Source organism: Limimonas halophila (assembly GCF_900100655.1).
In the GTDB taxonomy this organism is placed as follows: Bacteria; Pseudomonadota; Alphaproteobacteria; order Kiloniellales; family Rhodovibrionaceae; genus Limimonas; species Limimonas halophila.
The window spans coordinates 379,952-404,916 of the sequence record NZ_FNCE01000001.1 but is presented as its reverse complement, the minus strand read 5'-3'; the positions used below and the strand labels follow the sequence as shown (position 1 = coordinate 404,916).

The window sequence follows — 24,965 nt, the reverse complement described above, 5'->3', positions numbered from 1 at the left end:
CCCGGCGCGTCAGGTGTCCCGCACGTAGCCGAGTTCGCGCAGGCGGTCGAGGATGTCCTCGACGCACTCGGTCAGGCTGGCTTCAGCGGTGTCCACGCGCACGTCGGGCGCTTGCGGCGGCTCGTAGGGATCGTCGATGCCGGTGAAGTTGGTGAGCTGCCCCTGCCGCGCCTTCGCGTACAGGCCCTTGGTGTCGCGCGCCTCGCACACCGACAGCGGCGTCGCCACGTGGACCTCGACGAAGCCGCCCACGCCGGCGATCAGCTCGCGCACGTCCTGGCGCGTGTCGGCGTAGGGCGCCACGGGCGCGCAGATGGCGATGCCACCCGCCTTGGTGATCTCGCTGGCGACGTAGCCGATCCGGCGGACGTTGATGTCGCGGTCGCGTTTGGAGAACCCGAGCTCCGAGGACAGGTGCGTGCGCACGATGTCGCCGTCCAGCAGCGACACCGAGCGGTCGCCCTGCTCGCGCAGCTTGACGTGGAGCACGTTGGCGAGCGTGGACTTCCCCGCCCCGGACAGGCCGGTGAAGAACAGCGTGAAGCCCTGGCGGTGGCGCGGCGGATAGGTGCGGCGCAGCTCGCCCACCACCTCCGGAAAGGAGAACCACTCGGGGATGTGCTCGCCCTGCCGCAGCTTTTGCCGGAACTGGGTGCCCGAGATGTGCCGGACGGTGTGGTGCGGTTCCACCCGATCCGCCGGCAGGTAGGTGTCCAGCTCGGCGACGTAGCTCATCAACTGGAACGGCACCATGCGGATGCCGATCTCGTCGCGGTGCGCGTCCACCAGCTCCTGGGCGTCGTAGGGGCCGTACGGCTCGCTGCCGTCGCTGAGCTTGCCGGGCCCCGCGTGGTCGCGGCCGACGATGAAGTGGGTGCAGCCGTGATTGCGCCGGATCAGCGCGTGCCACAGCGCCTCGCGCGGGCCGCCCATGCGCATCGCCAGATGCAGCAGGCTCATGGTCGCCTGCCCCGGCTCGTACCGCCGCACCACGTGGTCGTAGCAGCGCACGCGGGTGTAGTGGTCCACGTCGCCGGGCTTGGTCAGCCCGACGACCGGATGCAGCAGCAGCCCGGCGCCGGTTTGCTCGGCCGCCTGGCGCGTCATCTCGACGTGCGCGCGGTGCATGGGGTTGCGCGTCTGGAACGCGACGACACGCTGCCACCCCAGTTCATCCAGGTGCTCCCGCAGCTGGCGCGGGCTGTGGCGGTAGCCCGGGAAATCGTGGTGGACCGGCGGTGCCACGCCGTTGAGCCGGCCGCCGACGTAGACCGGCTGCGACCACGAGAGCACGTGGTGGACGCCAGGATGCGCGTGATCGCCCGTGCCGAAGACGGCCTCCGCCTCCCACGGCCGGTCGGGCTCCCAGAGCTCCGCGACGTCGAGCGTCGCCACCAGCTGCCCCTCGGGGCCGCGCAGCGCCAGGCCGTCGCCCGGTGCCAGCCGCTCGGCCAGCTCGCGCGGGATGTCGAGCGTGATGGGCATGGGCCAGAGCGTGCCGTCGGCCAGCCGCATCTCGCGTACGCAGCGCTCGTAATCGGCGCGCGTCATAAAACCTTCCAGCGGCGAGAAGCCGCCGTTGAGCAGCAGTTCGGCGTCCGCCAGCTGGCGCGCCGTCAAGGTCAGTGACGGCAGGGAGAGAGCGCGCTCACGCTCCGCGGCCAGCGCGTCACCGCTCAGATAGCGCTCCGTGAGCACGCCGCCGTAGGGGGCGATCGGGCCGGGCAGGCTCATGAAGCGTCTCCTGGTCGTGCCACACACGCGTCGACGGTGGTAGCCGAGCCCCGCCAGCCCTTCAACCATATGGCGGTCGGACCGCGCGAAGTCTTCCGCGTTCGCTCAGAAGAGAGGCGGCGAGGTGCACAAACCCGTTGCACCACCGGGCGCGCTCGGTCTTCCTTCGGCGGCGGCGACCGTGAACCGGACAGCGACGGGAGCGACGATGACGGATCAGGAAACAAGCGTGCGCGTCGAGACGGACTCCCTGGGCGAGATGCAGGTTCCCGCCTGGGCCTACTGGGGCGCGCAGACGCAGCGCTCGCTGCAGAACTTCCGCATCGGCGGCGAGCGCATGCCCTCCCAGATCGTGCGCGCGCTGGGCATCCAGAAGCTGGCCGCCGCGCGCGCCAACATCGCCCTGGGCGTGCTGGACCGCGAGGTCGGCGACGCGCTGTGCACCGCGGCGCTGGAGGTCGTCGAGGGCAAGCTGGACGAGCACTTCCCGCTGGTGGTCTGGCAGACGGGCTCGGGCACGCAGTCCAACATGAACGCGAACGAGGTCATCGCCGGGCGCGCCAACGAGATCCTGACCGGCCAGCGCGGCGGCAAGCAGCCCGTCCACCCGAACGACCACTGCAACTACGGCCAGTCCTCCAACGACACCTTTCCCACGGTCATGCACATCGCCGCCGGGCGGCTGATCGTGAACGACACGCTGCCCAAGCTGGCCGCGCTGCGCGACGCGCTGCACGAGAAGGCCGAGGCGTTCGAGGCCATCATCAAGATCGGCCGCACCCACATGATGGACGCGACGCCGCTGACGCTCGGCCAGGAGTTTTCCGGCTACACGCAGCAGGTCACCAACGCCCTCGCTCGCATCGAGGACGCCTTCCCGCGCCTGCGCCACCTCGCCCAGGGCGGCACGGCCGTCGGCACGGGCCTCAACGCGCCCGACGGCTTCGCCGCGCGCTTCGCTGAGGAAGCGGCAACCATCACCGGGATCGAGTTCCGGCCCGCCGACAACACCTTCGAAGCGCTGGCCGCCCACGACGCCGTGGTGGAGATGTCGGGCGCGCTCAACACCGCCGCCGGCTCGCTGTTCAAGATCGGCAACGACATCCGCATGATGGGCTCCGGCCCGCGGGCGGGCTTCTTCGAGCTGCTGCTGCCGGCGAACGAACCCGGCTCCTCCATCATGCCCGGCAAGGTGAACCCCACGCAGTGCGAGGCGCTGACCCAGGTGTGCGCGCAGGTGATGGGCAACCACACCGCGATCTCGATGGCCGGGACTCAGGGCCAGTTCGAGCTGAACGTTTTCAAGCCGGTGATGATCTACAACCTATTGCAGGCGGCGCAGCTTCTCGGCGACGCGGCGCAGAGCTTCGCCGACAACCTCGTGCGCGGCATGGCGGCCAACGAGGCCCGCATCGGCGAGATGATGCGCAATTCGCTGATGCTGGTGACGGCGCTGAACCCGCACATCGGCTACGACCAGGCCGCCAAGGTCGCCAAGAAGGCCTACGCCGACGGCACCTCGCTCAAGGCCGCCGCCGTCGAGCTGGGCGTGCTCACCGAGGAGCAGTTCGACACCTGGGTGCGCCCGGAGCAGATGCTCGGCCCCACGCAGCGCTCGTGAGCGCGGAGCTGGACACGCGGCCCCGCAAGCGGTCCGTCACGGTTGCGGGGCACCGCACCAGCATCAGCCTGGAGCCGGCCGTCTGGGACGCGCTCTTCGCCCTGGCGCGCGCCCAGGGCCGGCCCGTCAACGCCGTCATCGCCGAGATCGACGCCGCGCGCACCGGCCCATTGTCGAGCGCCGTGCGCGTATGGGTGCTTCACCGGCTGCGCGAGCGCGCCGGGATTTGACGGATTCGGCGGCATACAGGCCTGGCTGGCGTGGTTAATACTCGCGCGGCGTGCCGACCCTGTCGAAATATGTTTCTTATGATTGTACCACTTTCGCGAAAGTGGCATTGTGTTCCTTGCGAACACGGGAACGGGTTCAAAGCCGCGCGATCAACGGTGGGATGGGGCTGCATGCAGGGCGAACTTCACGATCTGGTCGATGCGAAGGTTGGCCAAAAGGTCCGCGAGCGGCGGGCCATGCTGGGCCTTTCCCAGCGCGATCTGGCACAGTCGCTGGGGATCAGCCCCCAGCAGATGGCCAAATACGAACGGGGGACGTCCTCGTTGAGCGCCGGCCGGCTGTACCAAGTTGCGGAACGGCTGAACGTGCCGATCGCCTTGCTCTTCGCCGACGTCCACGAGCCAGCGGAAACACCGGCGACGGACGGCGGATCGGTGGCTGACGGCGAGGTTTCGCGCGAGCTTTTCGACATCGTGCGGACCTACGCCAGCCTGTCGGACGGCGGCGTTCAGACGGCCGTGCGCCACTTGCTGCGCGCCGTGGCCAGCGAAGATCGCGCACACCGGCTGAGGCGCGCGCAAGAGGGCTGACAGCCCTCGTTTCGCCTCGCAGGCCGTCGACGCGGGATTGCTCCTGAAGGGTCAGTCGGGTGCGTCCGGCGCATCGGCCTGGCGTGCCCTCGCCCCCTCACTCTCGGCGCGGACCAGGATACGCCAGATTTCCGACGCCTGCGCCAGGGAGAAGCCGTCCTTGAGAAGCGTGGCGATGGCGTCGCGCTCCGTGACGAGGTCGGGCTTACGGCGCGAGGGGTCGTTGTCGTTGTCCGGACGTCCGATCGGCACGTGCGTGTGACAGGTATCCGGCGTCATGCGCGTATCCTGCGATCAGCGTATGTCGTGCGGGGCGCGTGTCGGAGTCTGCCCGCGCCACGGCAGGCGTCGGTCGGGTAGCTTAAAGCCGCTTCGCGCGTCGCGCGCCGTCACCCACCCGCCACACGTCGACGGCGATGCGCGAATATGATAGCAAACTCTACACCACGTGCGAGGTACGTAAAACCACGTAGGCCAGTGCGGGACAGACGCCATGCACATGCCGGACGCGCTCGCACGCGCGAGCACTGCGTCAACCCTCGCGGAAATCGACGCGGTCTTTCGTGACTTGGCCGAAGCTATCGGCGGATGCGCCTGGGCATACGCGGACATCGCTCTTCTCCCGGACCAGCCAGGGGAGTACGTTGCCGCCTGTCGAGACACGATACCCGAAGACTTTCAGAAGACGTACGTCCAGAATAAATGTTTTTTTATTGATCCATGTATACGTCGAGCATATATCGGGTCGAATTTGTTCACATGGTCGCAACTTGCCGAATGGCGTATGGGTCACGCCCGTGGAAATTTACCAGATCGCCATGGCGCATCTGTCATGCGACTCGCTTTTGATCATGGTTTTTCAGACGGAATAGTGATTCCGTTGCATGGAGACACCGCTGACATTCGACCTTCCTGTGCATTACTCAGTGTTTTTTTGGATAGCTATGCTCAAGACGACGTTGACCCCAGCATTCGGGCATGGTTACCGGTCGTCTCGCAAGCAGCACATACGCGTCTTGGCGAGATCATGCCGGAGCGACTCGGCGCGATCCGCCGGGTCGCTGACTTGAGTGACCGGGAACGTGACATCCTGGGGTGGGCTGCGCAAGGCTACACAGCCGAAGAAACGGCTACCGGACTGACCATCAGCGCGCGCACGGTGGAAAAGCATCTCCAAATTGCAATGCAGAAACTGGGGGCCGCACACAAGGCGCATGCCGTCGCCCTGGCCCTCTCGCGCGGCCTGATTTCGCTTTAGATCGCTGCGGCGCCCCTCACCCGTCGGAACGATGCGGTGCATCACCCCGCTTGCACCGTGTCCGGCCAGCCGGGCGCGGCGCTATCGTGCCGGTCTCACACTTGGCCTTTGTGGAGATCGGACGATGACAGCGGTGGATGCGGACCGCCTGGACCATTTGCTGCACAAGATGGTCGGCGACATGGGCGCGGCGGTGAACGGGGCCCTGGTGGTGCTGGGTGAGCGCCTGGGGCTGTTCCGCGCGCTCAGCGGCATGGAGCGTGCAACGCCCGCCGAGTTGGCGGAAGCGGCCGGCGTGGGCGAACGCTACGCCCGTGAGTGGCTCGGCGCCATGACGGCGCAGGGCTATGTGACGCCCGACGAGACAGCCACGCGGTATCACATGACGCCCGAACAGGTGGCCGTGTTCGCGGACCCGGAAAGCCCGGTGCTGCTGACCGGTGGATTCGAGTCCGTGGGCGCGATCTACCGGGATCTCGACCCCCTGCAAGCGGCCTTCGCGCGCGGCAGCGGCCTGGGCTGGGGGGAGCACAACGCCTGCCTGTTCTGCGGCACGGAAAAGTTCTTCAAGCCCAACTACAAGGCGCATCTGGTGCCGGAATGGCTGCCAGCGCTGGACGGCGTGACGGAGAAGCTGGAAGCCGGCGCGCGCGTCGCGGACGTGGGCTGCGGCCACGGCGCCTCGACGGTCTTGATGGCGGCGGCCTACCCGGCCAGCCGGTTCGAGGGCTACGATTTCCATACGCCCTCGATCGCCACGGCGCGGGAGCGTGCCGACGCGGCGAATGTCGACAATGTCAGCTTCGAAGTCCGCGCGGGCAAGGAAATTCCGAACGGCGGCTACGATCTGGTGTGCTTCTTCGACTGCCTGCACGACATGGGCGATCCCGAAGGCGCGCTGCGCCGGGCCCGCGAAGTGCTGAAGCCGGACGGCGCGGTGATGTTGGTGGAGCCGATGGCTGGCGACACCGCAACGGAGAACCTGAACCCGGTCGGCGCGGTCTACTACGGCTTTTCCACCAGTGTGTGCGTGCCCTGCTCGCTGGCGCAGGAAAAGGGCGCGGCCCTGGGGGCACAGGCCGGCGAGGCGCGGCTGCGCGACGTCGCTGAAAACGCGGGCTTCGGCCAGTGGCGCCGGGCCACCGAAACGCCGTTCAACATGATCCTGGAAGCGCGGCCGTAGAAACGAACAGGCGGGCCCGAGGACCAAGCCCCTGCCAATCGACCGAAACGGAAAAGGCGGGCTGCCGCGTTCGCGGCGAGCCCTACAAAACGACTTGGAATGGCTTGGCCAAAAGGATGGCCTCATCCCCCTCTGACTTTCGCGCAGCGTGTGCGCGAACGTCATCTCCCCCTTCTCCTCGAAGGAGAAGGGGGAGATTGTAGAGCGGCTCAAAGCGTGCGCCTTTATCAGCGCCAGTGTGTCAGAAGCCGTCGCAAGCGACATTCGTCCCCGAGATCGTAACGGGCGGCGCGGACGAGTCCGCAAAGGCTTCCCGACACCGGTTTCCAAAGATCATCTTTGGTCGTGAGAGGCCCCATCCGTTCGCCACGCGACGCCGGTGTCGCGTGACAGGTGGTTCCAAGAATCATTCTTGGTCGTGAGAGACCCATTCATATCCGCGTGACGCCGATGTCGAATGACACAGGGTTCCAAGAATCATTCTTGGTCCAAGGATCATCTTTGGTCGTGAGAACTCCCACCCGTCCGCCACGCGACGCGGGTGTCGCGTGACAGATGGTTCCAAGGATCATCCTTGGTCATTCTTGGGTGAGCTTGCCCTCTTTCATCCAGGGCATCATGGCGCGGAGCTTTTCGCCGACCTGCTCGATCTCGTGCTCGGCCCAGCGGCGGCGCTCGGCCTTGAACTGGGGCTGGCCGGCCTGGCATTCGAGCACCCACTCCTTGGCGAAGCGGCCGGACTGAATGTCCTCCAGCACGCCCTTCATGCGCTCCTTCACGCCCTCGTCGATGACGCGCTGGCCGCGCGTGTAGTCGCCGAACTCGGCCGTGTTGGAGATGGAGTAGCGCACGTTGCGCAGACCGCCCTCGTACATGAGGTCGACGATGAGCTTCACCTCGTGCAGGCACTCGAAGTAGGCCATCTCGGGCTGATAGCCGGCCTCGACGAGCGTCTCGTAGCCCGCGCGGACGAGCTGGGAGATGCCGCCGCAAAGCACGGACTGCTCGCCGAAGAGGTCGGTCTCCGTCTCCTCGCGGAAGGTGGTCTCCAGCACGCCGGCGCGCGCGCAGCCCAGCCCGGCGGCGTAGGCGAGCGCGACGTCGTGCGCCTGGCCGCTGGGGTTCTGCTCCACCGCGATCAGGGCCGGGGTGCCGGCGCCGCGCGTGTACTCGTTGCGCACGGTGTGGCCGGGGGCCTTGGGCGCGATCATGAAGACGTCGAGATCGGGGCGCGGCTCGATCAGGCGGTAGTGGATGTTGAAGCCGTGCGCGAACGCGATCGCGGCGTGTTCCTTCATGTTCGGCGCGAGCTTCTCGGTGTAGAGCGACACCTGCAGCTCGTCCGGCACGAGGACCATGACGAGGTCGGCCCACTCGGCGGCCTCCTCGGGCGTGACCACGGTGTGGCCGGCCTGCTCGGCCTTCTGCGCCGTCTTGGAACCCGGCCGCAGGGCGACGCGGAGCTGCTCGACGCCGCTTTCCTTGAGGTTGTTGGCGTGGGCGTGGCCCTGGCTGCCGTAGCCCACGATGGCGACCTTCTTGCCCTTGATCAGGTTCAGGTCGGCGTCCTGGTCGTAGTAGGCGCGCATGGTGTGCTTCCCCTTCTAGCGCTCCCGCCGCCGGTGGGCGATCCCGACCGCGGCGGTTCTCGTCGATGAAACGGCGCGGCGGCACGCCCGGCCGTGCCGCGCGTTACAACGCCTCCGGCCCGCGCTGGATGGCGACGACGCCCGTGCGCGAGACGTCGGTGAGGCCCAGCGGACTCATCAGCTCGATGAAGGCGTCCAGCTTGTCGCTGCGGTTGGTGAGCTGGAAGACGAAGTGCTCCAGCCCGGTGTCCACCACCTCGGCGCCGAAGATGTCGGCGATGCGCAGCGCCTCCACGCGCTTGTCGCCGGCGCCGCGCACCTTCACCAGCGCCAGCTCGCGCTCCACGTAGGGGCCTTCGCGCGTCAGGTCGGAGACGCGGTGCACGGGCACCAGCCGGCCGAGCTGCGCCTTGATCTGCTCCAGCACCATGGGCGTGCCGCTGGTGACGACCGTGATGCGCGAGAGGTGGTTTTCCGGGTCCACCTCGGTCACGGTCAGGCTTTCGATGTTGTAGCCGCGCCCGGAGAAGAGGCCGATCACGCGCGCCAGCACGCCGGGTTCGTTGTCCACCAGCACCGCGATCGTGCGCGATTCCGTATCCGTCCTCGAGCGCAGCTCGTCCGGGCTCTCCGCCATCGTCCCCGCCTGCGTTTTCGAATGGGCCCTCACCGCGGCGCGCGCGGACGCACCGGCGGGCGGAGAGAAAACGACCGGCGGTCGGGCGTCAAGGCGGGAAAACCGGGCGCCCGGGGCCGATCATCCGACGGGCCGTGTCAGGATCCGGATCCCTTCGACGCTGGCACTGCTGCCGCCCTCGCGGAAGGTCGCCGGCGCGCCGTCACGCAGGTAGCAGCCGAGCACCTGATCCGTGGCGCCGCCGTCGGCGCTGAGCGGCACGGCCAGCGCCTCCACCGGCGCCCACTCCTTGCCCGGAACCCAGACCGCGCGCCCCGTTAAGCCGAGCGGCGCGCCCGAGGCAAGCACGCGCTGGAAGAAGGCGTTCACCAGCGGCGCCACCGGGCCGTGAAGGTCTTCGCTGACGTACTTGCCGGTCGGGTCGTCGCCGCGCAACTCCACAAGGCGCGTGCCCACGAGCCGCATGTAAAACGCGTCGCAGGCCGGATCGTGCTGGACGATGTAGATGTGCGGCAGCAGCCGCGGGATGTCGATCGGATCGATGTCCGCGCGGTGGGGGATGCTCCCGCGCGCCTCGGCCTTGTGCGACCAGTAGGCGTGCAGCTCGTGCAGCATCGGCTGGCTCAAGCGCTCTTCAGCCGATTCCGCAACCTGTGCGAGATCGCCCTCAATCATGACGCTACCCTGTCCCGGCGGTTAACGGATTGTCAATCGTCCCGCGCCCCTGGCCGCGCCGGGTGGACCCACCCTACATTCCCGGCAGCCACCACCGGAGCCACGTCCATGGCGAGCGACACCCCGACGCAGGACACCGCGGCCGCCGACACCTCGCTCGGCGACACCGTCGCGATTCCGGGCACGCGCATGCCCGCGGGCGAGAAGCCGGAAACGCGGCCATTCCAGATCCAGTCCGAGTATGCGCCGGCCGGCGACCAGCCGCAGGCGATCGAGGAGCTGTCCGAGGGGCTGAACCAGGGCGAAAACGGCCAAGTGCTGCTGGGCGTCACGGGCTCGGGCAAGACCTACACCATGGCACAGGTGATCCAGCGCGTGCAGCGGCCGACGCTGATCCTGGCGCCGAACAAGACACTCGCCGCGCAGCTCTACGCGGAGATGAAGGGCTTCTTCCCCGAGAACGCGGTGGAGTACTTCGTCTCCTACTACGACTACTACCAGCCCGAGGCCTACGTCCCGCGCACCGACACCTACGTGGAGAAGGAATCCTCGATCAACGAGCAGATCGACCGCATGCGCCACGCCGCCACGCGCGCGCTGTTCGAGCGCGAGGACGTGGTGATCGTGGCCTCGGTGTCCTGCATCTACGGCATGGGCGCGCCCGAGACCTATTCGCGCATGACGGTCGAGCTGCACACCGGCGACGTCATCAACCGCGACGAATTCCTGCAGAACCTCGTCGCGCTCCAGTACAAGCGCAACGACATCTCCTTCACGCGCGGCACCTTCCGCGTGAAGGGCGACACCATCGAGCTCTTCCCCGCCCACCTGGAGGACACGGCCTGGCGCATCTCGCTGTTCGGCGACGAAATCGACAAACTGTCGCAGTTTGATCCGTTGACTGGGAAATCCGCGGGAGACCTCGACCGCATCAAGATCTACCCGAACAGCCACTACGTCACGCCGCGCCCCACGCTCCAGCAGGCGATGAAGGACATCCGCGCGGAGATGAAGGAGCGCGTGAAATACTTCCACGACCAGGGCAAGCCGCTGGAGGCGGAACGGCTGGAGCAGCGCACCACCTTCGACCTGGAGATGATGGAGGCCACGGGCTCCTGCCCCGGCATCGAGAACTATTCGCGCTACCTGACGGGGCGCAATCCGGGCGAGCCGCCGCCAACGCTGTTCGAATACCTGCCCCAGGACGCGCTGCTTATCGTGGACGAAAGCCACGTCACCGTGCCCCAGATCCAGGGGATGGTGCGCGGCGACATGTCCCGCAAGGGCACGCTGTCGGAATACGGCTTCCGCCTGCCCTCGTGCATGGACAACCGGCCGCTGTCGTTCGAGGAGTGGAACGCCATGCGGCCGCAGACGGTCTACGTCTCAGCCACGCCAGGCCAGTGGGAGCTGAACCAGACCGGCGGCGTGTTTACCGAGCAGATCATCCGCCCCACCGGGCTGATCGATCCCGTCACGCACGTGCGCCCGACCTCGGATCAGGTGGACGATCTGATCGCCGAGGTGCAGCAGGTCAAAAGCGAGGGCTACCGCGCGCTCGTGACCACGCTGACCAAGCGCATGGCGGAAGACCTGACGGAGTATCTGCACGAGGCGGGGCTGAAGGTGCGCTACATCCACTCCGACGTGGACACCCTGGAGCGCATCGAGATCATCCGCGACCTGCGGCTCGGCGAGTTCGACGTGCTCGTCGGCATCAACCTGCTGCGCGAGGGCCTGGACATCCCAGAGTGCGCGCTGGTCGCCATTCTGGACGCCGACAAGGAGGGCTACCTGCGCTCCGCCACGGCGCTGATCCAGACCATCGGCCGCGCGGCGCGCAACGTGGACGGGCGCGTCGTGCTCTACGCCGACAAGCGCACCAAGGCGCTGCAGCAGGCGATCGACGAGACCGAACGCCGGCGCGAGAAGCAGCAGGCCTACAACGCCAAGCACGGCATCACGCCGGAGACCATCCGCAAGCAGATCTCCGACGTCATGGAGAGCGTCTACGAGCGCGGCGACCACGTGGACGTCTCCACCAGCACCGAAGCGGAGCCCGCCAGCGGCCACAGCCTCCAGCAGACCATCAAGGATCTGGAAAACCGCATGAAGGAGGCCGCCGCCAACCTGGAGTTCGAGGAAGCGGCGCGCCTGCGCGACGAGATCAAGAAGCTGGAGGAAGCCGACCTGGGCGTGCCGCAGGGCGATGACGGCAAGGGCGGCGCGGACCGCTTCGCGCAGCAGGTCGCCAAGGCGGACGCCGCCAGCAAGAGCCGCAAGCAAAGCGGCACGGGCGCCGACAAAGGCAAGAGCGGCAAGGCCAAGGGCAAGACCCGGTCCGGCAAACCAAAGGGCGGGCGCGGCTCCCGATAAGCACGGGCGTGGAACCCGATGCGTGTGGGCGTGGGGCGCGGCCGATCCCGACGGCGCGCTCTACCGCGGTGCGAACGGCACGCGGCTGTGCCGTGCCGGCGCCGCCGACCGTCCGGCCGATGCATCCCCACGCCGCGACGGGCCGCTTCCGGCCAGGGGCCTGATTCCCGCAACCCTTTGACTGCGAAATGCTTTTGGCTATGCGCTGCTTGCAGTTCTGCCTTGCGCCTCGCGAGGGGCTACGCTATCGTGCCTCCGGTTTTCGCAGCGCACCACGCCTGCGGTAACCTTTTCCGAGCATGCCGGCACCGCTCCGGTGCCAAGAGGCAAAAGACATCAGGGAGGTTCGATGTCCGTGGCGAAGCGATTCACCGCTGTCGCTGGCGCCCTTGCGCTGGGCAGCGCGCTTGTGGCCGGCGCCACCGGTGCCCAGGCCGAGCAGATCCGCTGGAAGATGCCGATCGCCTTCCCGTCGGACCTGCCGGGGCTGGGCACGCCGTCCAAGTTCGTGGAAAAGCGGCTCAAACAGATCAGCGGCGGCCAGACGCAGGTGCGCGTCTTCGAGCCCGGCAAGCTGGTGCCGCCGTTCGACATCCTGCAGGCCGTTGATTCCGGCAAGGTTTCGGCCGGCTACACCTGGATCGGCTACGACCAGGGCAAGATCCCGGCGATCCCGCTGTTCGCGGCGACGCCGTTCGGCCTGAAGCCCTGGGCGTTCACCGCGTGGTACTACTATGGCCCCGGGCACGAGATGCTGCAGGAGGTGTACGCCAACAAGGGCTACAACGTGCACGCGCAGCTGTGCGGCATCATCGGCCCCGAGACGGCCGGCTGGTACTCCTCGCCGATCGAGAGCCTGGAAGACTACAAGGGCATGAAGATCCGCTTCGCCGGGCTCGGCGGCAAGATCCTGGAGAAGCTGGGCGCGTCCGTCACCATGATGCCCGGCGGCGAGCTGTATCAGGCGCTGCAGCAGGGCACGATCGACGCCACCGAGTTCTCCATGCCCGCGATCGACCAGAACCTCGGCTTCAACGAGGTCGTGAAGTACAACCTCTTCCCGGGCTGGCATCAGCCGTTCACGGCGCAGTACATGCTCATCAACGGCGATGACTGGAAGGCCGCCAGCGACATGCAGAAGGCGCAGATCAAGACGACCTGCACCGCGGCCACGATGCGCGGCCTGGCCGAGGGCGAGTACAAGAACCCGAAGGTGCTCGCCGGCTTCCGCGACAAGGGCGTGACGCAGTCCCTGATCCCGCGCAAGACCCTGGCCAAGCTCCAGGAGACGGCCGACGAGGTGCTCGCGACCGAGGCGGAGAACGACGAGGACTTCGCCCGCGTCTACGAGTCGCAGCAGAAGTTCCAGGAACTCTACCAGGAGTGGGAGCGCCGGGCTTACCTGCCGCCCACCCTGGGCGAGAACAACTAAGCTGACCTCTCGCCAGCAGCGCCGGTGGATGGTACGCCGTCCACCGGCGCCTTGTGCCTGTCCGGCAGCCGGTGCGGCCCGGTTGCCCGGCGCGCGCCGCCGCGCAGCCCGACCGCATCCGATCTAGGGTTCCCAGGACCAGGGGACGGACGCCATGACGGACACCACCCACGACGCCCCACACGGCGGTCCCGGCGACCTCAGTCACCACACCGAACTGCCCACGACCCGCCCGTCGGCCGCCGTGGACCGCGTGGTCCAGGCGATCGGGCACGCGTTCTCGTGGCTCTGGATCGTCGTCGTGGTCGCCATCCTGGTCGGGGTCTTCGGTCGCTACGCCTTCGGCATGGGCTCGGTGCTCTGGGAGGAGATCCGCTGGCACATCTCCAGCGCCGTCTGGCTCGTCGGGCTGGGCTACACCCTGGTGCACGACGCCCACGTGCGCGTCGACGTGCTCCACGAGCGTTTCGGGCTGCGCACCCAGGCGTGGATCGAGCTGCTCGGGCTGGCGGTTCTTTTGCTGCCGTTCGTCGCCGTGGGCATCTGGGAATCCTTCCCGTACTTCTTGAACTCCTACAACGTCGGGGAGACGTCGCAGTCGCCCGGCGGCCTACCCGCGCGCTACGTGCTCAAGTTCTTCCTGTCCGTGTCCTTCGCGCTGATCCTCGTGGCCGGGGTCTCACGCCTGTTGAAGTGCACCGCGCTGCTCTTCGGCGTGCCCAGGCCCATGAAGCGCCGCCAGCAATAAGCCCAACAACGAGCCGCCGTCCGGGGGGAAGGCGCCGTGCTGCTGTCCGAAATCTTCGTCGCCGGTATGTTCCTGACCTTCGGGATCCTGCTGTTCACCGGCTTCCCGGTGGCCTGGGTCCTGGGAGGCACGGCCGTGATTTGGACCGTGGTCGGCATGATCGCGGTGAACTGGTTCGGCGCGGGGCTCTGGTTCGACTGGGGCAGTTCCCTGGGGCTGCTGCCCGAGCGCATCTGGGGCATGGTCAGCAACGACGTCCTGGTCGCGCTGCCCATGTTCATCTTCATGGGCATCATGCTGGACCAGTCCGGCGTCGCCGAACGCATGATGAACAACATCGTCAAGCTGTTCGGCGTCGTGCGCGGCGGCTACGCCATCACGGTCGTCGTCATCGGCGTGCTGCTCGCCGCAACCACCGGGATCATCGGCGCCGCGGTGGTGCTGCTGGGCATGCTGTCGCTGCCGGTGATGATGAAGAACGGCTACGACAAGTCGCTGGCCGTGGGCACCTCCTGCGCCACCGGCACGCTCGGCATCCTGATCCCGCCGTCCATCATGCTGGTGCTGATGGCCGACCGCCTGGCGACGCCCAAGGCCTCGGTCGGCGACCTCTTCCTGGGCGCGCTCTTCCCCGGCCTGCTGCTGGGTGCGCTCTACATCGCCTACATCCTGACGATCGGTGTCATCAGCCCGCGCAAGGCGCCGCTGCCGGCGGACCTGCCCAAGATCACGCCGCGCGTTTTCCTGGACGTGCTGGTGGCGGTGCTGCCGACGGTGGCGCTGATCCTCGCCGTGCTGGGCACGATCTTCTTCGGCATCGCCACGCCCACGGAGGCCTCGGGCGTGGGCGCGGCCGGCGCCACGGTCCTGGCCGCCTTCAACCGGCGGCTGAACTGGGAGGTCCTGCGCCAGTCCGTGACGCAGACCACGCGCACGGCTTGCTTCATCTTCGCCATCTTCGTCGGCGCCACGGCGTTCTCGGTGGTGCTGCGCGGGCTGGGCGGCGACCGCGTCATCGAGGAGCTGCTGCTCGGCCTGCCCTTCCCGCCCGTTGGCATCCTCGCGACCATTCTGATCGTGGTCTTCTTCCTCGGGTTCTTCCTGGACTGGGTGGAGATCACGCTGATCATCCTGCCCCTGGTGGCGCCGGTGGTGACCGACCTGGGCTTCGACCTGGTGTGGTTCACCATCATGTTCGCCGTGACGCTGCAGACCTCCTTCCTCACACCGCCGGTCGGCTTCGCCATCTTCTACGTGAAGGGCGTCTGCCCACCCGAAATATCGGTGAAGGACATCTACAAGGGCGTGGTGCCCTTCATCCTGCTGCAGCTGCTCGGCCTGCTGCTGGTGTTCATGTTCCCGTCGATCGTCACTTGGCTGCCCAGCGTCGGCGCGGTCTGAGCCAACGCCGGCGCCGCCCGGCGGAACCGCGTGGGCCGGGCTTGGCGCGCGACCGTGACCGCCCATATTCGTGGTGGCAACCAGGGGAGCGAGCGATGGCCCAGGACACCACGAACAAGGTTCACAAGAGCGACCGGGAATGGCGCCAAGTGCTGACCGAGGAGCAGTACCGCGTCACGCGCAAGGGCGGCACCGAGCGCCCCTTAACCGGCGCCTACCACGCCACGAAGACACCCGGCACCTATCACTGCATCTGCTGCGGCCAGGCGCTCTTCGGCTCGGACACGAAGTACGACAGCGGCACGGGCTGGCCGAGCTTCACCCAGCCCGTCAGCGAGGATGCCGTCGCCTACCGCGACGACCGCAGCCTGTTTCAGCGCCGCACCGAGGTGCTGTGCAGCGGCTGTGACGCCCATCTGGGCCACGTCTTCGACGACGGCCCCGCCCCCACGGGCAAGCGCTACTGCATGAACTCCGCCGCCTTGAAGCTGGACGCCGAGGACGCGTGAGCACACCCGCGCCCACGGACCGACCCGGCGCGCTCGTCACCGGCGCCGCCCGGCGCATCGGGGCGGCCATCGCGCGCGATCTCGCCGGCCAGGGCTGGGCGGTCGCGGTCCACTACAACTCCTCCGAAGCCGAGGCCGCGGAAACCGTGGCCGCCATCCGCGCCGCCGGCGGCGTGGCGGCGGCCGTTGCCGCGAATCTGTCCGACGAAGCCGAGACGCAGGGCCTCGTCCCGCGCGCGGCCAACGCCCTCGGCCGCCCGCTGACGTGTCTGGTCAACAACGCGTCCGTCTTCGAATGGGACGACGTCCACACGGCCGGCCGCGCCAGCTGGGACCGCCACCTGGACCCCAACCTGCGCGCGCCCTTCGTGCTCACGCAGCGCCTCGCCGAGCAGCTTCCCGACGACGCCCGCGGCGCTGTCATCAACATCCTCGACGCCAAGGTGTGGAACCTGGCACCCGGGTTCACCAGCTACACCGTCTCGAAGGCGGGGCTGTGGGCGCTGACGCAGACTCTGGCGCTGGAGCTGGCGCCGCGCATCCGTGTGAATGCCGTCGGCCCCGGCCCCACCCTGCCTTCGGTTCGCCAAACCCCCGCCGATTTCGCCCGCCAGGCCGGGCAGATGCCGCTCGGCCACGGCAGCTCACCCGAGGAGATTTGTCAGGCCGTGCAGTTCATCCTTGCCGCGCGGAGCGTGACCGGGCAGATGATTGCGCTCGACGGGGGCCAGCACCTCGGCTGGGCTCAGCCGGGCGCCGACCCCACGGTGGAGTAACCGGGTCCGCAGCCGAATCAGGAGGGGCGATGCCGGCGGAATCCGCGCGGATCCCAACGCAAGTCAGCGATCAACGCATCCTGGTGCGCGATCTCGTGGTCAGCGGCCACCTCGGCGTCACGGCGAGCGAGCAGGCCAAGGCTCAGCGCATCCGCGTCAACGTGGACCTCACGGTGCGGCCCGAACATCCGGCCGACGACGACCCCGCGCACGTCGTGGACTACCGCGACATCGTTCCGACCATCCGCCACCTGGTGCGCACCGAGCGGCCGAAGCTGCTGGAAACCCTGGCCGAGCGCATCGCCCAGGCCTGTTTCCACGACCCGCGTGCCCGCAGCGCCCGCGTGCGCATCGAGAAGCTGGACCTCTACGCCGACACCAGCTCCGTCGGCGTCGAGGTGGAGCACACCCGGAGCGACTGATCGCGGCGTTCCCAGCCGCCTTTCCACCGCCGGGCGGAAGCCGTCCCGCCCCGGCCCTATTGGGGCTTCGGGGGTACGTCGTGCGTGTGTCGCAACGTCGGGGCGCAACCGCCTGAGCGCGCTCGTTTTCCACACAACACCCGGATTTTGTCCACAGCCCGGGCGGAAGCGGGACGGCGCTCATACCGGTGGTTCAAATTCGCAGGCGCATCCCGCCCAAACCCGCTTGACGCCCCCATAATTTCCGTTTTTCAGGGACTTGGAAAATCTGCCCAGTGATTGGGCACGCCAGCGCGAACCGCCGCACACCGGGGGCTTGGCGGTTTCATCACGCAGCTTTCCACACGTTTGTCCACAACTTCCGTGGATGTTTCCACCGCGTGACAGGAATCGGCGCAGCGGCCCGATTCACACGAACGGCTGAGCCAACGCGAGCCTGCGCGTTGACGCCGTGCCCCGGACAGCAAAAATAGCGATGCGATGACGCGACCCACCCAACAGCGGCGGCCCGACGACCCCTCGGCCGGCGGCAAGCGCTCCGGCATGCGCCCCGAGGAGGACCCGGGCGATTCTTTCACCCAGATCGCCACGCTCGACGGCTCGACGGAAGCCGGCGGCGAGCACCCGGCCGTGTCCACCGAGCGTGGCCTGGATGTGCTGCGCCGCGCGGTGAAGACGCTGCCCACGGGGCCGGGCGTCTACCGCATGCTCAGCCGCACGGGCGAGCCGCTGTATGTGGGCAAGGCGCGCAACCTGAAGCGCCGCGTCACCACCTACACGCAGCTGCAGCGCCTGCCCTACCGGCTGCGGCGCATGGTGGCGCAGACCGCCAGCCTGGAGATCGTCACGACCCACACCGAGGTCGAGGCGCTGCTGCTGGAAAGCAACCTGGTCAAGCGCTTCTCGCCGCCGTTCAACGTCCAGCTGCGCGACGACAAGTCCTTCCCCTACATCCTGCTGACAGGGGACCACGACTTCCCGCGCATCGTGAAGCACCGGGGCGCGCAGACGCAGCCGGGCGACTACTACGGCCCGTTCGCCTCCGCCGGGGCGACCAACCGCACGATCACGGCGCTGGAAAAGGCCTTCCTGCTGCGCTCGTGCACGGACCACGTTTTTTCCAACCGCCAGCGCCCGTGCCTGATGTACCACATCAAGCGCTGCAGCGCCCCGTGCGTGGATTACATCTCCAAGCCCGAGTACGAAGCCCTGGTGCAGCAGGCGCGCGACTTCCTGGCCGGGCGGGATCAGGCCATTCAGCAAGACCTCAAGGCCGCCATGGACGCCGCGGCGGCGGAGCAGGACTTCGAGACGGCGGCGATCTACCGCGACCGCCTGCGCGCCCTCGCCCACATCCAGGCCCACCAGGACGTCAACGTCACGGGCGTCGATGACGCCGACGTGGTGGCGCTGCACCAGGAAGGCGGGCAGACCTGCCTCCAGGTGTTTTTCGTGCGCGCCGGGCGCAACTACGGCAACCGCGCCTACTTCCCCGCCCACGACGACGACATGCGCCCCGGCGCCATCCTCGCGGCCTTCCTGGCGCAATTCTACGACAACAAGCCGGTGCCGCGCCTGCTGCTGCTCAGCCACGGGCCGCACGACCGCGAGACGCTGCGCGAGGCGCTGAGCCAGCGGGCGGACGCCAAGGTGGACATCCGCGTGCCCCAGCGCGGCGACAAGCGGCGGCTGGTGGACCACGCCCTCACCAACGCGCGCGAGGCCCTGGCGCGCCAGCTCGCGGAAAGCAGCAGCCAGCGCAAGCAGCTCGACGGCCTGGCGGAGCGCCTGGGCCTGCCGGCCACGCCCGAGCGCATCGAGGTCTACGACAACAGCCACATCCAGGGCAGCGAGCCCTACGGCGCCATGATCGTCGCCGGGCCCGAGGGCTTCATGAGGAAGCACTACCGCACCTTCAAGATCAGGGGCGAGGGTGGCAGCGACGCCGAGCAGGGCGACGACTACGCCATGATGCGCGAGGTGCTGACCCGGCGCTTCCGTCGCGCGGTCAAGGAGGACCCGGACAACGAGCGCGGCAGCTGGCCCGACCTTGTGCTCGTGGACGGCGGGCGCGGCCAGCTCAACGTGGCGCTGGAGGTCTTCGCGGAGCTGGGGATCACCGACGTGGCGGTGGCGGGCGTCGCCAAGGGGCCGGAGCGCGAGGCCGGGCGCGAGGAGATCGTGCTGCCCGAGCGCGAGCCCATGCTGCTGCCCAAGGACGATCCCGTCAGCTACCTGATCTCGCGGCTTTCGGAAGAGGCCCACCGCTTCGCCGTGGGCACGCACCGCTCGGGCCGCCAGAAGGCGCGGCTGCGCTCCAGCCTGGACGACATCCCCGGAATCGGCGCCAAGCGCAAGCGCGCGCTGCTGCTCCACTTCGGCTCGGCGCGCGAGGTGGCGCGCGCGGGCCTGGCCGACCTGGAGGCCGTGGAGGGCATCAGCGAGACCGTGGCGCGGCGCGTGTACGACTTCTACAACAGTGGCTGAGCGGGCGGCGCTTGGCCGGCGGGGCCGTGCTGGCTACAACGGGGCGGACCGCCGCCACCGACGCGGAGCCCGCCCCATGACGCTGACCCTGCCCAACACGCTCACCCTCTCGCGCATCGCCGTCATTCCGCTGCTCGTGGGGCTTCTCTACTTCACGGGCTTCTGGGCGAGCTGGCTGGCGCTCGTGCTCTTCGTCGCAGCGGCGGTGACTGACTGGCTGGACGGCCACCTGGCGCGCAAGTACGGCGACACCTCGCCCGTGGGCCGCTTCCTGGACCCCATCGCCGACAAGCTGATGGTCGCCGCCGTGGTGGTGATGCTGGTGGCGAGCCAGCGCGTCACCGGGCTGGTGGTGCTGCCGGCGCTGGTGATCCTGTGCCGCGAGATCCTGGTGTCCGGCCTGCGTGAGCACCTGGCCGAGATCCGCGTGCCCATGCCGGTGACGCGCATGTCCAAGTGGAAGACCACGCTGCAGATGGTGGCCCTCGGCGTGCTCATCGTCGGCGAGGCCGGGCCGGGGTTCCTGCCCGTGCGCCTGCTCGGCGAGATCGGCCTCTGGGCGGCCGGGGGCCTGACGCTCGTGACCGGGGCCGACTACCTCATCAACGGCCTGAAGCGCATGCAGACCGCCCACGGCGCCTGAGGCGCCCGCACGGCCGCCGCGCAGCGCTCACGCCGTCCGCTCGGGGACGTGCTGGTAAAGCCAGGTTTCCGTTAAGGCGCGATCCCCCTGCCGGAGATACAGCCGCAGCTCCACGGGCGCGGTGCCGTTGGCGGCCAGATCGAAGATGGCTCGCCAGCGCCCCGTCTCGGGCACGTGTTCCGCGCGGATGTTCAGGAGCTTGCCCCGCGAGGCCTCGACGATGCAGCGGGGCTGCGCGTAGCTGCCCAGGGTGTCCAGCACCCCGCCCGCGAAGGCCACGGCAAATCGCGTCGTTCCCACCAACGCCGGCGCGCCCCGCTCGCCGCCGGCCCCGACCCAGGTCCCGACACAGCGCGCCAGGGACTCGCTGGGATGGGGATGGTCGGCCACCCAGTGCAGCCGGTACCGGAAGGTCAGTTCGTCGCCGGCCCGGATGGGCTGCGCCGGCCGCCATGCCGCGACGATGTTGTCGTGGATTTCGTTGTTCGTCGGCAGTTCGATCAACTCGACCGCGCCGTCTCCCCACGGCGCCAAGGGCTCGACCCAGGCGCTGGGCCGGCGCTCGTAGTGGACGCCGTCGCGGTAGTTGGCGAAGTCGCGGTCGCGCTGAAACAGGCCGAACCCGCGCGGGTCCGTATCCTGAAAGCTCGAAACCCGCGGCTCGGCCGGATTGTTCAGCGGCCGCCAAATGCGCTCGCCGTTGCCGCGCCAGAGACACAGTCCGTCGGAATCGTGGACCTCGGGTCGCCAGTCCGCCCGATACGGCTTATCGTGTTGCGCGTACCAGAACATCGAGGTCAGCGGGGCGATCCCGAGCCGCGTGACGGCTCGCCGAAGGAAGAGATGCGCCTCCACATCCATGACCACGCCGGCCGTGCGGGACAGCTCGAAGCGGTACGCCCCGGCGATGCTCGGCCCGTCGAGCAAAGCATGCACCGTGACCGGGTCCCGCGGCGTCGGCGCCGGTTCGATGTGGAACTCGACGAAGGCCGGGAATTCCTCGCCCGTGGCCGTGGCCGTGTCGACGGCGATCCCCCGCGCGGACAGGCCGTACTGCTCCAACGCCCCGATGGCGCGGAAATACGAGGCGCCCAGAAACGCCGCCCAGTCCGTGTGCGCCCAATCGCCGCGCTTGCGCCACTCGTGAACGCGGAAACCCGCGAACCCGGCGTCCGCCGGCATCCGCCGGGCCGGATTGTCCTGCGGAATGTCGAAATATGCCGGATCGTACCGGATTGCGGCGCTCCGGCCGCCGTCGACGACGTGCATCTGGACCGGTTTCTGGAAAAGTCGTCCCAGATGAAAGAAGGTCACCGGAAATGCCCCCGTGCCGTCGGCAAACAGGGCCGCATCACGGCGATAGCCGATTTCGCCGTGCGCGTCGTAATCGATTTTCGACGCAATATCCGATGCCGGCGTCGCGCGCGGTGAAAAGGGTGCATTGGCCAGATCGCGTGCTCGGGCTTTCAAGCGTTCAAAGCTGAACGGCGTCCCGGCGCCCAGGGTGGGCGCGGTGCCCGCCCCTGCCACCGGCACGGAGAAGCTTTGGGACGAAGCCACCAGCAGCGTCCCGAGCACGCGGCGTCGCGTCCAAGCTGTCATGATCGGAGATCCATTCGCCCGCGGGTCGGCGGGTCCGGTTGTCGTCGACGATCCAACAGCGCCGGCCGCACGCGGTTCCGTGCCCGACAGGCCGGATCGCTGGCCTGTGGATCGGTTCGTGTGCGTTGCTCGGCTGCCACACGCCGATCGTGCCGGGCCGGCGGCCGGGCGCAACGAGGCGGTGGGGCGGACCACGGCTCGGCCCGATGACCGTGGAACGTCCATTCGCGTGACATTTTCATGGCATTAACGAAATTCCTTTAAACGAATAACATTTCCAATCTGCACACGGATAAGATCTATATTGACACCCATTCGATTACACACGCAATAAACACAAAGACGCATTCGGCCCGGCAGCCGCATTCTTCCTTAACGACTTGAATATTCTGGGTATCCCTTTTGTTGACCGAGGGGCCCAAATGCTTCGCCACCGTTGGGGGCACCCGCACAGACCGGTCCGGGTGACGCAGCGGCGCCGAGGGACGCTGTGTCCGGCGGCGCGTCGGTATGGTTCTCCGAGACGGCCAAGTCGGTTCGCCGCGCAGCTTCTTCGCACGCGGCGACCAAGCGGCATCTGCCGGATACGGAACACATCCCGCGGCGCCGATGTTGCTGTGGAAAAGCGGTCCGTTGCGGTCGAACGTCTCTTCGCGCGCCTCGCGACAGCCCGGGAGCAATCCTGATGACCCTGCTCGATTCCGCATCGCCGGTTCGGGACACGTGGCGCGGCCAGCCGGATGCCGGTGCGATGGACGCGTATCTGGTCGCGCTGGACGTCCACGACAGGGAGGTTCGCACCGCCTTGATCGCAAGCGTCGCGAGCACGGACGCGCACGGGTCGGGAGATGATGCCCGCACCATGGCCGTTCGGCGGCTGCTCGCCCTCCGCTGTGCCCGCGCCCTGGGCCGCCCCGCCCCGCGGTCCGGGGCCGAGGAAGCAGAGGTCATTCTCGCGCTGGTTCTCTCCGGCACGATGCGGCGGCATCCCAGAGCCCTCCTCGACGCCCACGGCCCCGACGCCCGCTGCGCGCGGCGGCGGGCGGCTGGCGTGTCCGTCGTCGTGCCGCCGGAACGTCGATGCCCGATGCCGCGGCAACGCCTGCATCCCATTTCGGTGCGACAGCCCTTTGCGCGGGGGCTCGCGCACCTTGGCCGCACGCTGGGCAGCGTTTTCCGTCGGGCTTGGTGATGCGGAAGGGCCGAGACCGTCTGCTCGCGCTCGCATTCGCCGGCTTGCTCGCGGTATCGACCGCTTTGGCGGCGTGGATGTTCCGCTGCGAACTCGCGGTCACGGGCACCACGGGCGCGGAATGGTTGCTGCTGGTCTTGTACACCACGCTCATCGCCTGGATCGGGTCGAGTTTCTGGATTTCCGTGATCGGCGCCGGGCACATCCTGGCGCGGGGGCGCGATGCGCACGCCCCATCCGCGACGGCCCTTTCGGCGAAAACCGCGCTGGGCGCTCCCAGGGTGGCGGTGGTGATGCCGATTTTTCACGAGGATGCCGACCGGGCGTTGGACGGGCTTCGAGCCATGTACGAGCGGCTCGAGGCCAGGGACGTGATCGCGGGGTTTCACTTCTTCGTCCTCAGCGACAGCCAGGACCCCGCCATCTGCGCGCAGGAACAGGCTGCCTGGATCCGGTTGTGCCGCCGGCTGGAGGCGGGCGGCCGGCTCTTCTACCGCCGGCGCGTGGAGAACGCGGGCAAGAAAGCGGGCAATCTCGCCGACTTCTGTGAGCGGTGGGGCCGCCGCTACGACTACATGGTCGTCCTGGACGCGGACAGCCTGGTCGCCGAGGAGACCCTGCTCGGGATGGTCGAGCGCATGGACCGCGAACCCGAGTTGGGCCTGCTGCAGGCCTGGCCCGTGCCGGTGAACGGAACGACGCTGTTCGCCCGGATGCAACAGTTCGCCGCGGCGGCCCACGGCCGCCTGATCGCCGCGGGATTGGCGGCGCTGATGGGGCCGTCCGCCACCTATTGGGGCCACAACGCGATCGTTCGCGTCAGCGCGTTCGTGGAAAGCTGCGGCCTGCCTCAGCTTCCGGGCCGCGAGCCACTCGGGGGCGACATCCTCAGCCACGACTTTGTCGAGGCGGCGCTCCTTCGCCGCCGGGGATGGCGCGTGCGGATCACGGTGTCGCCCGAGGGCAGCTATGAGGAGGCGCCGCGCAACCTCCTGGATCACGTCAAACGGGACCGGCGCTGGTGCCAAGGCAATCTGCAACACGGCCGATTGCTGTTCGTCGAAGGCTTCACGACGGCCAGCCGATTGAACTTCGTGCTCGGCATCATGTCGTATTGCGCCTCGCCCGTGTGGCTCGCGTTCGTCGTCACGGCCGTCGTGGTCGCGGCGGATGCCACGCACGCCCAGCCGGACGCGCTGCGGGCGTGGGCGGCGACGGTGGGGGACGTGGCGATTCCGCACGGCGCTGTCTGGCTGATCGGGCTGACGGCGATGCTGCTCGTCGGCCCCAAGCTGCTCGGCATCATCACGCTGGCAGCGGCCCCTTCGCGCCGCCGGGCCGCGGGCGGGGTGCTGCGGCTCACGGTCGGCGGCTTGGTGGAAATCGTCTTCACGGCCCTGATCGCGCCCACCATGATGCTGCTCCACACGGAATTCGTGGGGGCGATCCTGAGCGGCCGGTCGATCCAATGGACCCCGGCGTGTCGCGACGGACGGGGCGTGGACTGGCCGACCGCGATGCGGGCCCTCGGCCCGCGATGCCTCGTCGGGATCGGCCTGACCGCCGCGGCATCCTGGTGGGCCCCGGCCCTCGTCTGGTGGATGACGCCGCTCGTCGCCGGCTTCGCGACGACCGTGCCGCTCGCGGTCTGGTCCAGTCGCGACACGGTCGGGCACTGGTGTCAGCGGATCGGAGTGTTGCGAACACCCGCCGAGGCGCTGCCGGATGCGACGCTGCACCGCCTGATCGAGTTGCGGCGCGCCGGACATCGCCAGAGCCCAACGGATGCGCATCCCCTGGTGCAAGAACTGCGAACACTCGGGGACACCGGCCCGACCGCGTCGGACTCGTGACCGGCG

22 protein-coding genes are annotated in these 24,965 nt (G+C 68.4%); 16 read left to right on the top strand and 6 right to left on the bottom strand.

All coding sequences use genetic code 11. The annotated features are described in order from the left end of the window. Positions 1-9 precede the first annotated feature (9 nt). Positions 10-1,734: a bifunctional sulfate adenylyltransferase/adenylylsulfate kinase gene (locus BLQ43_RS01905; protein WP_090018416.1), complete on the bottom strand. Its 1,725-nt coding sequence runs from the start codon at positions 1,732-1,734 to the stop codon at positions 10-12. Between the two features lie 208 nt (positions 1,735-1,942). Between BLQ43_RS01905 and fumC the strand changes: the two genes are divergently transcribed. From fumC to BLQ43_RS01890, 3 genes are all read left to right on the top strand, one after another. Beyond that, entirely contained in the window at positions 1,943-3,355 is a 1,413-nt protein-coding gene (gene fumC, locus BLQ43_RS01900; protein WP_090018415.1) for a class II fumarate hydratase, read from the top strand. Next, positions 3,352-3,585: a ribbon-helix-helix domain-containing protein gene (locus BLQ43_RS01895; RefSeq protein ID WP_245659413.1), complete on the top strand. Its 234-nt coding sequence runs from the start codon at positions 3,352-3,354 to the stop codon at positions 3,583-3,585. Before fumC ends, BLQ43_RS01895 begins: the two co-directional genes overlap by 4 nt. Before the next feature lie 171 nt (positions 3,586-3,756). Next, positions 3,757-4,176, top strand: a complete 420-nt coding sequence (locus BLQ43_RS01890; protein ID WP_176758470.1) for a helix-turn-helix domain-containing protein — start codon at positions 3,757-3,759, stop codon at positions 4,174-4,176. A 51-nt stretch (positions 4,177-4,227) separates the two neighbouring features. Here BLQ43_RS01890 and BLQ43_RS01885 read toward each other — a convergent pair whose 3' ends face one another. Next, the gene (locus tag BLQ43_RS01885) at positions 4,228-4,455 is read right to left on the bottom strand and encodes a hypothetical protein (protein WP_090018413.1); all 228 of its coding nucleotides are present in this window, start codon (positions 4,453-4,455) and stop codon (positions 4,228-4,230) included. A gap of 214 nt (positions 4,456-4,669) precedes the next feature. Between BLQ43_RS01885 and BLQ43_RS01880 the strand changes: the two genes are divergently transcribed. Both BLQ43_RS01880 and BLQ43_RS01875 read left to right on the top strand, forming a co-directional pair. Continuing rightward, positions 4,670-5,434, top strand: a complete 765-nt coding sequence (locus BLQ43_RS01880) for a helix-turn-helix transcriptional regulator (protein ID WP_090018412.1) — start codon at positions 4,670-4,672, stop codon at positions 5,432-5,434. 124 nt (positions 5,435-5,558) lie between these two features. Further along, positions 5,559-6,617 carry a class I SAM-dependent methyltransferase gene (locus BLQ43_RS01875; RefSeq protein WP_090018411.1) on the top strand — a complete coding sequence of 353 codons (1,059 nt, stop codon included), beginning with the start codon at positions 5,559-5,561 and terminating at the stop codon, positions 6,615-6,617. A gap of 578 nt (positions 6,618-7,195) precedes the next feature. On the opposite strand, the gene ilvC is transcribed toward BLQ43_RS01875, so the two are convergent. From ilvC to BLQ43_RS01860, 3 genes are all read right to left on the bottom strand, one after another. Continuing rightward, positions 7,196-8,206 carry a ketol-acid reductoisomerase gene (gene ilvC, locus BLQ43_RS01870; protein WP_090018410.1) on the bottom strand — a complete coding sequence of 337 codons (1,011 nt, stop codon included), beginning with the start codon at positions 8,204-8,206 and terminating at the stop codon, positions 7,196-7,198. A 103-nt stretch (positions 8,207-8,309) separates the two neighbouring features. Beyond that, a complete protein-coding gene (gene ilvN / locus BLQ43_RS01865) occupies positions 8,310-8,843 on the bottom strand; it encodes an acetolactate synthase small subunit (protein ID WP_090018409.1) in 534 nt (177 codons plus the stop codon). 120 nt (positions 8,844-8,963) lie between these two features. Further along, the gene (locus tag BLQ43_RS01860) at positions 8,964-9,518 is read right to left on the bottom strand and encodes a PAS domain-containing protein (RefSeq protein WP_090018408.1); all 555 of its coding nucleotides are present in this window, start codon (positions 9,516-9,518) and stop codon (positions 8,964-8,966) included. A gap of 189 nt (positions 9,519-9,707) precedes the next feature. On the opposite strand from BLQ43_RS01860, the gene uvrB reads away from it, so the two are divergent. From uvrB to pgsA, 9 genes are all read left to right on the top strand, one after another. After that, complete coding sequence (uvrB, locus tag BLQ43_RS01855) at positions 9,708-11,894, top strand: excinuclease ABC subunit UvrB (protein ID WP_176758491.1); 2,187 nt, start codon at positions 9,708-9,710, stop codon at positions 11,892-11,894. A gap of 349 nt (positions 11,895-12,243) precedes the next feature. Further along, complete coding sequence (locus BLQ43_RS01850) at positions 12,244-13,326, top strand: TRAP transporter substrate-binding protein (RefSeq protein ID WP_090018406.1); 1,083 nt, start codon at positions 12,244-12,246, stop codon at positions 13,324-13,326. Between the two features lie 154 nt (positions 13,327-13,480). Next, positions 13,481-14,074 (top strand): TRAP transporter small permease subunit, encoded by a 594-nt coding sequence (locus BLQ43_RS01845; RefSeq protein WP_090018405.1) that lies wholly within the window; start codon positions 13,481-13,483, stop codon positions 14,072-14,074. 36 nt (positions 14,075-14,110) lie between these two features. After that, positions 14,111-15,475 carry a TRAP transporter large permease gene (locus tag BLQ43_RS01840; protein WP_090018404.1) on the top strand — a complete coding sequence of 455 codons (1,365 nt, stop codon included), beginning with the start codon at positions 14,111-14,113 and terminating at the stop codon, positions 15,473-15,475. Positions 15,476-15,570: 95 nt separating this feature from the next. Further along, positions 15,571-15,984, top strand: coding sequence for a peptide-methionine (R)-S-oxide reductase MsrB (gene msrB / locus BLQ43_RS01835; RefSeq protein WP_090018403.1), 414 nt, complete (start codon positions 15,571-15,573; stop codon positions 15,982-15,984). Then, entirely contained in the window at positions 15,981-16,760 is a 780-nt protein-coding gene (locus tag BLQ43_RS01830; RefSeq protein WP_090018402.1) for an SDR family oxidoreductase, read from the top strand. The genes msrB and BLQ43_RS01830 overlap by 4 nt, the downstream gene beginning before the upstream one ends. Before the next feature lie 29 nt (positions 16,761-16,789). Then, positions 16,790-17,182: a dihydroneopterin aldolase gene (locus BLQ43_RS01825; RefSeq protein WP_090018401.1), complete on the top strand. Its 393-nt coding sequence runs from the start codon at positions 16,790-16,792 to the stop codon at positions 17,180-17,182. A 543-nt stretch (positions 17,183-17,725) separates the two neighbouring features. After that, entirely contained in the window at positions 17,726-19,669 is a 1,944-nt protein-coding gene (gene uvrC / locus BLQ43_RS01820; RefSeq protein WP_090018644.1) for an excinuclease ABC subunit UvrC, read from the top strand. A gap of 76 nt (positions 19,670-19,745) precedes the next feature. Continuing rightward, positions 19,746-20,312 carry a CDP-diacylglycerol--glycerol-3-phosphate 3-phosphatidyltransferase gene (gene pgsA, locus BLQ43_RS01815; RefSeq protein WP_090018400.1) on the top strand — a complete coding sequence of 189 codons (567 nt, stop codon included), beginning with the start codon at positions 19,746-19,748 and terminating at the stop codon, positions 20,310-20,312. Between the two features lie 27 nt (positions 20,313-20,339). Here pgsA and BLQ43_RS01810 read toward each other — a convergent pair whose 3' ends face one another. Further along, entirely contained in the window at positions 20,340-21,914 is a 1,575-nt protein-coding gene (locus tag BLQ43_RS01810; RefSeq protein WP_090018399.1) for an OpgD/OpgG family glucan biosynthesis protein, read from the bottom strand. 685 nt (positions 21,915-22,599) lie between these two features. Here BLQ43_RS01810 and BLQ43_RS14220 point away from each other — a divergent pair. Next, positions 22,600-23,106 carry a hypothetical protein gene (locus BLQ43_RS14220; RefSeq protein WP_143006119.1) on the top strand — a complete coding sequence of 169 codons (507 nt, stop codon included), beginning with the start codon at positions 22,600-22,602 and terminating at the stop codon, positions 23,104-23,106. After that, positions 23,106-24,959, top strand: coding sequence for a glucans biosynthesis glucosyltransferase MdoH (mdoH, locus tag BLQ43_RS01805; RefSeq protein ID WP_176758469.1), 1,854 nt, complete (start codon positions 23,106-23,108; stop codon positions 24,957-24,959). Before BLQ43_RS14220 ends, mdoH begins: the two co-directional genes overlap by 1 nt. Positions 24,960-24,965: the final 6 nt, after the last annotated feature.